The sequence below is a fragment of the Allobosea sp. P4_C6 genome (assembly GCF_056402015.1).
The window spans coordinates 1-5,814 of record NZ_JBFUIF010000100.1; the positions used below are offsets into that span (position 1 = coordinate 1).

9 protein-coding genes are annotated in these 5,814 nt (G+C 61.0%); 8 read left to right on the plus strand and 1 reads right to left on the minus strand.

Annotated features, from left to right (window positions below):
* The first annotated feature begins 81 nt into the window (after positions 1 to 81).
* Entirely contained in the window at positions 82 to 444 is a 363-nt protein-coding gene (locus AC1DVA_RS25940; protein ID WP_476807781.1) for a transposase, read from the plus strand.
* Between the two features lie 7 nt (positions 445 to 451).
* Here the strand turns inward: AC1DVA_RS25940 and AC1DVA_RS25945 are convergent, their stop codons facing one another.
* Complete coding sequence (locus AC1DVA_RS25945) at positions 452 to 889, minus strand: MarR family winged helix-turn-helix transcriptional regulator (RefSeq protein ID WP_476807782.1); 438 nt, start codon at positions 887 to 889, stop codon at positions 452 to 454.
* Positions 890 to 977: 88 nt separating this feature from the next.
* Here AC1DVA_RS25945 and AC1DVA_RS25950 point away from each other — a divergent pair, with 88 nt between their 5' ends.
* The 7 genes from AC1DVA_RS25950 to AC1DVA_RS25980 all read left to right on the plus strand — a co-directional run.
* Complete coding sequence (locus tag AC1DVA_RS25950; protein ID WP_476807783.1) at positions 978 to 1,466, plus strand: cupin domain-containing protein; 489 nt, start codon at positions 978 to 980, stop codon at positions 1,464 to 1,466.
* A 265-nt stretch (positions 1,467 to 1,731) separates the two neighbouring features.
* Positions 1,732 to 1,995 carry a hypothetical protein gene (locus AC1DVA_RS25955; protein WP_476807784.1) on the plus strand — a complete coding sequence of 88 codons (264 nt, stop codon included), beginning with the start codon at positions 1,732 to 1,734 and terminating at the stop codon, positions 1,993 to 1,995.
* Positions 1,996 to 2,327: 332 nt separating this feature from the next.
* A complete protein-coding gene (locus AC1DVA_RS25960; protein WP_476807785.1) occupies positions 2,328 to 3,575 on the plus strand; it encodes a glycosyltransferase family 2 protein in 1,248 nt (415 codons plus the stop codon).
* Positions 3,576 to 3,588: 13 nt separating this feature from the next.
* A complete protein-coding gene (locus AC1DVA_RS25965; RefSeq protein ID WP_476807786.1) occupies positions 3,589 to 4,644 on the plus strand; it encodes an HlyD family secretion protein in 1,056 nt (351 codons plus the stop codon).
* A gap of 10 nt (positions 4,645 to 4,654) precedes the next feature.
* The gene (locus AC1DVA_RS25970) at positions 4,655 to 4,918 is read left to right on the plus strand and encodes a TackOD1 domain-containing metal-binding protein (RefSeq protein ID WP_476807787.1); all 264 of its coding nucleotides are present in this window, start codon (positions 4,655 to 4,657) and stop codon (positions 4,916 to 4,918) included.
* Between the two features lie 36 nt (positions 4,919 to 4,954).
* Positions 4,955 to 5,329: a hypothetical protein gene (locus AC1DVA_RS25975; protein WP_476807788.1), complete on the plus strand. Its 375-nt coding sequence runs from the start codon at positions 4,955 to 4,957 to the stop codon at positions 5,327 to 5,329.
* A gap of 299 nt (positions 5,330 to 5,628) precedes the next feature.
* The coding region (locus tag AC1DVA_RS25980) for a hypothetical protein (RefSeq protein WP_476807789.1) at positions 5,629 to 5,814 on the plus strand (186 nt) is incomplete at its 3' end.

Genomic DNA, 5,814 nt, shown 5'->3' on the forward strand with positions numbered 1-5,814 from the left:
TATCAGGATGAATCGGAGATTTACCCCTTTGGGTGAATCGTAAGTGAAGCCAGAAACGCTTAAGCTAAAGCGTTTGTTACCATGACTCGCCGCAATCGAGCGATGTGCGCGCGCAGAGATGCCGCCGACGTGCAGGATCGTGATGGCGGCAAGCTGCCGCTCAAAGGCTCTCGCCAGCGTTACCCTTTCGTTAGCCGCCTCTTCGCTGAAGGCGGCAATGCCGGTCGCCTCGCGCAATGGACCGCCGACAAGACCCACATCACTCTGGACATCATCCGCCGCGGCGCTCACGCCAAGGACTTCGAGGTGCTGCCGCGGCGGTGGATAGTCGAGCGGACCTTCGCCTGGATCACGCTGGCCAGGATCAAGTTCTCCGACGAGGCCCTCGCGGCCGTTAGGCGCTTCTGCAAAAAGGCTGAAAACACCTTATGCGGCGTATTTTAGAGTCACGTTACTGGCGAGCCAATGGACTATCCCAGACGAGAAACAGCAGCGCCTTAAGCTCGGTGAAACGCTGGGGCCCAAGTTCGATGCTCCACTCGTGCTCGATGTCTCGCAATATATCGACCATCTTCCGAAATGCAGCGTGTCCACGTTCGGTAAAGCGGATTTCCCGCGCGTTGCCGTCGCCCGGAACATCCGACCGGATGATATAGCCGAAGCCCTCCAGGCTTCGGAGCAGTTGGTTGATGGCCTGCTTGCTCATGCCGGCTCGCTCGGCGAGCGTGGCCGGGCGAACTTGATCAGGACCTGGAAACTGCAACACCGCCATATGTGGCAAGCGCAACTCGTCAAAACCTGCGGCGTTGAGCTCCTTGATGAGACGCCGCTGGATTGCCTGGGCCGGAACGCGCAGCAAGGCGCCGATAAGCATGTCCTCGGTTCTCATCGGCAGGCTCTCTGAGATAGCATTGACTTCCGGTAAATTAAGTTTACCACTGCAGTGGTAAACGTAGTTTACCTCAAGGGGGTTCGCAATGCCACAGCTAGCCGTAGGTCCTCGCACCAACCCGTCCGACGAAGCCATTGTTACCAAGGGGCTCGCCGTCCATTTCCTGCTGACCGGAGACAATTCGAACGGCAGCATTGCAGCTTTTGAACTTCTGGTTCCAGCGTCTCAGCGTTTGCCAGCTCCGCCGCACAGCCACGACCACTATGAAGAGACAATCTATGGCATCGAGGGCGTGCTGACCTGGACGGTCGACGGGAAACAAATCGATGTTGGACCGGGACAGGCCCTGTGCATTCCGCGAGGTGCCGTTCATCGGTTTGATAACAATGGAAGCCGGGATGCGAAGGCGCTTTGCGTGATCACGCCGGCCGCGATCGGACCGGAGTATTTCCGAGAGGTCTTCGCAGTGGTCAACGACACGCCTGGCGGTCCACCGGACCGGGCCAAGATGGTCGAAATCATGCGCCGTCACGGCCTAACGCCGGCTGCGCCCCCCGATGCAGGAGCCAGGTGAACCAGCAGGCGTTGCTCACAGCCTTCGCCAGTGCACCAGTCGCGTTCGGTATGACGGGGTAAGTCTGCCATTTGGTTCTGACACCCGGTTGCGCACCAGTTTCGGCCTCGCCGCCAGATAGTGAATTGGATTACCCGGAAGCGGACGGTCCGAGGGTCGCCTATGGGTCGAGGCAGCGACATATCGGCGAGGGGCGGCAGCGCTGCCAAACCATCTCAGAAACGGATTGCGGACATCTGTAACCAGACTGAACTGGGAGGCGACCATGAGTAGGACGACCGCCATCATCGCCGGCCTGACGCTCGCAGCTCTGGCGGGCGATGCAGGGGCGCAGCAGTCGCAGCAGACCTTCCGCGACAGTTCCGGGCGCGTCACAGGCCGCTCAGTGACCGACAGCCGAGGCTCGACCACGTTCTACGACTCCATGGGCCGGACGACCGGGCGCGCCAGCACGGACAGCCAAGGGACGACGACCTATCGCGATTCCAGCGGCAGAACGACCGGGACGACGACCGGCCCGCGACGCTGATCGGCCTCAGCGGAATTGGAGCTTTATCGTTCGATAATGTGCCCGAGAGCTGACGCTATATGGGGCGGCTAAGGGTGGTGGAGTGCCGACATCTGATCGGTGACGCATATCGTCTGCTCACGGTCATAGTGGAACTCCCTGGAATCTTCCGGCTTCAGCGACTTCGATTGGTCGAAGGGCGGGCTTCGGCTTCATTGTCGAGCCTGCCTTCGAACGTCGGTGGTCCCATCTTCGTAACGAACATCGCGACCATGCCACTTTTGCGCACTGCCTGACATTGACCGGGCTTGCGCCGGGATTGAAGATGGTCGTCGAGAACGGAGGCAATCGGCATGGGCGACGTGCTTCTCCAACTCTGGTATTCGGATTGGGTTCTGCTGGCGTTCACGGTCCTTATCTTCGAGGTGCCGCGCTATACCTTTTCCCTGGTTTCCCTGACCGCGCTGACGTTGGGCCGACAGCGGCCGCATCCCGTTGCGCCAGCGCTGCGGGTCAGCGTCGTGATGCCCGCCTTCAACGGGGCTGATGGTCTGCTCCATTCGATCGCGTCGCTGCGCGCCCAGACATACCCGCCCTTCGAGATCATCGTGATCGATGACGGGTCGGTCGATGAAACCCTCGCCATTGCGGAGCGGGCTCGCGCGGATGGTTTGATCGACCTCGTAATCCATCACACGAACCGCTGTGGGCGTAGCGCCGGCGTGAATGCGGGAGCGCGTTTCGCGCGCGGCGACCTGATCCTGACGGTCGATCCAGACACCGTCTTCGCGCCCACTGCGCTGGCCCTTATGACGGCAGCGTTCTCAGATTCACGCATGGCCGCGGTGAGCTGCAACATCAGCGTCAAGAACGAGAGCGCATCGATCTGGACCGAGCTTCARGCTCTTGAATACCTGATGTCGATTAGTGCCGGAAAGGCATTCCTCCGTCAGTTCGAGGGCATCTCGTGCACCTCCGGCGCCTGCTCGCTCTATCGCCGCGACATCTTTCTCTACCGTGGTGGACTTGATGTCGGGCCCGGTGAGGATATCGAGTTCACCCTGAGACTGCGGCGCTTCGGATACCGGATCGGCTTTGTTCCCGAGGCCTGGGCCGCGACAATGGCGCCGGAATCGTTCATCTCGCTCGCCCGCCAAAGGCAGCGCTGGGACAGGGATGCCCTGCGCGTGCGCCTTATCCAGTACCGCGAAGCCTGGCCTTTCCAGTCCGAAAGCCTGGCCGATACGCTGCAGCGTCTGGACTTCCTGATCTTCGATCTGGTCCCGACACTGTCTTTGCCCTTCTATCTTGCCTATTGCGCCGTGCTCTTCGGACCGGCCACACTGACGTTCCTTGCCGGTGTCAGCCTGCTGCTGCTGGCTCTCAACCTGTTCAATATCGCGTTGGCCGGCCTGCTTTTCAATCACAAGCCGCGGCTGTTCAATGTGTTGATTGCCCCGGTCTTTCCAATTTACCAGGGCCTGCTGATGAAGGCGGTTCGCTTCTGGGCCTTCACGAGCGAACTGCTCTTTTCTGTCTCGCGCCACGACGACTTCGTGCCCCCACGCGTCCGGCGCGCCCTGCTGACGCCCGATCTTTGACGGAGCGATCGCCATGAACCGTGAGATTGAACGCCTCGACGCCCGGGTTCCGGACCCGGTTGAAAGCCGCCGCAGAGGTGCTGGACGCATTGTCCGTTTCATCTACGCCGCCCTGGTTTTCGGTGTTCTCGGCTTCTTCATTGTCAGTTTTGGCCTGCCGCTGATCTTCCTAGACGGTCCTGGCGTGGTCTCGGCGCCGCGCACGGCCATTTCGCCGCCCTATCTTGTCCAGATCAAGCGGATGGATGTGGGGCCGGGCTCGGTCGTGCAGGAGGGCACGCCGATCGCCGAGGTGATTTCGCCCCAGATCGAAGTCGTTGCTTCAGGCCTTCTGCAGACCCTCGCCGATATCACGGGCCGCGAGATTGAACTCCGGGTGAAGGCACGCGTCTCGCATGCAGCCATCGAGCATGCCCGCGCGCGATCGCAGTTGGCTGAGGAAGCCTTCCAGCGTCTGGAGCGCAGCGCAGACCTCGGGACCGCCAGCCTGATCTATCGCAGCGACGTGTTCAAGGAGCGCTCACTGGCGGTCCAGAACCTCGTGACCCTGGAAGCGGAAGCCGAGGAGGCGACGGCGCAGCTGGTGCGCCTGGCTGCCGTGAGAGAGGAAGTCCGCGGGCAGTTCGCCAAGATCCGGAAGGAATTTAACGACGGTATCATCCTGTCACCGGTGAGTGGTATTATTTCGAACCAGACGCGTCAGGCGGGCGAAACAATTGCAGCGGCAACGGCGATCGCCGAGGTCTATCTGTCCAAGGACATCTATGTCGATTGGTACATTCCCGATTTCAGGATGATTGATCCCAAGCCCGGACAGCGGGTCTTCGTCGTCTTCGGGAGAACCCGTTACGCAGCCACCCTCACCGAGGTCCTTCCCATCTCGGACCAGCTCGATGCGCGTCGCGGGTCGGTCTTTCGGCAGCCGGATTCAGGCCAGATCGGTCGCGTCCGCTTCGATGCGGGAGTGCAGCCACCAACGCTGAACTCCACTGTGAGCGTCCATATGTATTACTCCGAGTTCACCGACAGCATCGCGCGACGGCTGATGTGGCTGTTCAATATCGCCTAGCGCGGTTGCGATGACCAGCTCCCCACTGCCCGATCAATGCGACATCTGCAGGAGCGGCGACGTCGAGCGTCATCGCGTCATCCACCACATGATCTGTGCCTATATCGGTCCAGAATACGATTTCGCTCGCAGCGGAGATGAACGGCACTGCCCCAAATGTCGCAGGCGATTGCTGGGCGCTGGGCGGGACTGGGAGGTTGTGGCGGCGAGCCTCCAATGCCGCATATGTCGCAGGGAGATCGTTGTCCCTGAGGTCGCTGAGCCCAATCCGTAGCCCAAATGCACGCCCCATCCGTACAGGAGATCCAGCATGATCTCGGAAATACTCATTGACGAGGTCGAGCGGGGGATTGGGTCTGACCCCAGACTGGATGCGGACACCCTGCGTGCCCTAGGCTTCACATCGAAAGGCGACGGTCACTGGCATTTTGAGGGGATGACCATCTGGAACAGTTCGCGGTCCGTGACCAAATCGCTTGATCTCGTGATCGCACTTGTCGAGTGGAGGCTGCCCGATCTGGAGTGGCACTCCAGTGGGCAGAAGACTCCCTGCGCGCGTTACACGGCGGTGATCCGTTCCGGGAGTGAACTGGGGCGCAATTTCGAGGGGACAGCGACGTCTCCGGCTCGTGCGCTTCTGGGGGCATTCCTGCGAGCCGTGCGGGCGGAAAGGCACGGCGAGTGACGCCGGCGGATGTCTCCTTCGTCACTCGTTGCGGTCACTGGAGGACGATGGGGCAGAGTCCGAGATGGGTCGATTTTGCCCCTTCGATCCCGGTCCGGAAGCTGACGTTCTGAGCATCACGAGCCATCAACGCGCGCGCAGCTTAGGCCGAGCTGGGCGCTCAGCTGGGCATTCCTCCCTAAACCGGCGGCGCCCATTCTCGGGTGTTATTTCGCATGGCGATATTGCATAATCGGGCGAGCGAAATGATGTGATTGATTGCAGATTTGCCAATTGATTTCGGAAATTCGGAGGCTCGGATGCGACCTGATGTAGTGGCGGCCAGGGCGGCAGGCGCCGGCCGATGCGCGCAGGTTGCCGGCGGCAGGACCAAGGCAAAGACGGGGATGGCCGAGCAGGAGGACCTCCTCTGCGGCCTCTTTGTCGATCTCCTGATGGATCGCTCGCAGGACGGGCTCCTGTCGTTCTGCGCCCATGCCGGCATC